At 63.2% G+C, this 315-nt stretch carries 1 pseudogene; it reads left to right on the top strand.

Annotation, left to right across the window (positions count from 1 at the left end):
* Positions 1-202, top strand: a pseudogene (locus tag SB771_RS33905) (TonB-dependent receptor plug domain-containing protein); the annotation flags it as partial.
* Between the last annotated feature and the right edge of the window lie 113 nt (positions 203-315).

The following is a 315-nucleotide window of genomic DNA, read 5'->3' as shown; positions in this document are numbered from 1 at the left end:
GGAAAACACCACCGGCGTGACCCTGCAGCAGAGCCCGCAGGGCGGCAAGTACATCTATTCTCGCGGCTTCGAGGACAGCGTCATCCAGTACGACGGCGTGCCGCTGGAACGCGGCTTCTACGGCCGCGCCAGCAATTACTCGGGCGGCACCGCCATGTATGACCGCGTCGAGGTGCTGCGCGGCGCGGCCGGCCTGCTGCAAGTCTGTCCTCAGGCTCGCATCTTTTGCATCATCGACCCAGTGCCAAGGATCGCCATGACACGCCTGAGGTTATACGCGAGCACATGGAGGCTCATTTCGGTGCTGACATGCTC

Origin of the sequence: Burkholderia sp. SIMBA_051 (assembly GCF_046534915.1) — a bacterium.
Classification (GTDB): domain Bacteria; phylum Pseudomonadota; class Gammaproteobacteria; order Burkholderiales; family Burkholderiaceae; genus Burkholderia; species Burkholderia ambifaria.
Note: the sequence above shows the minus strand (reverse complement) of the source record. Positions and strands in the feature narration are given on the sequence as shown.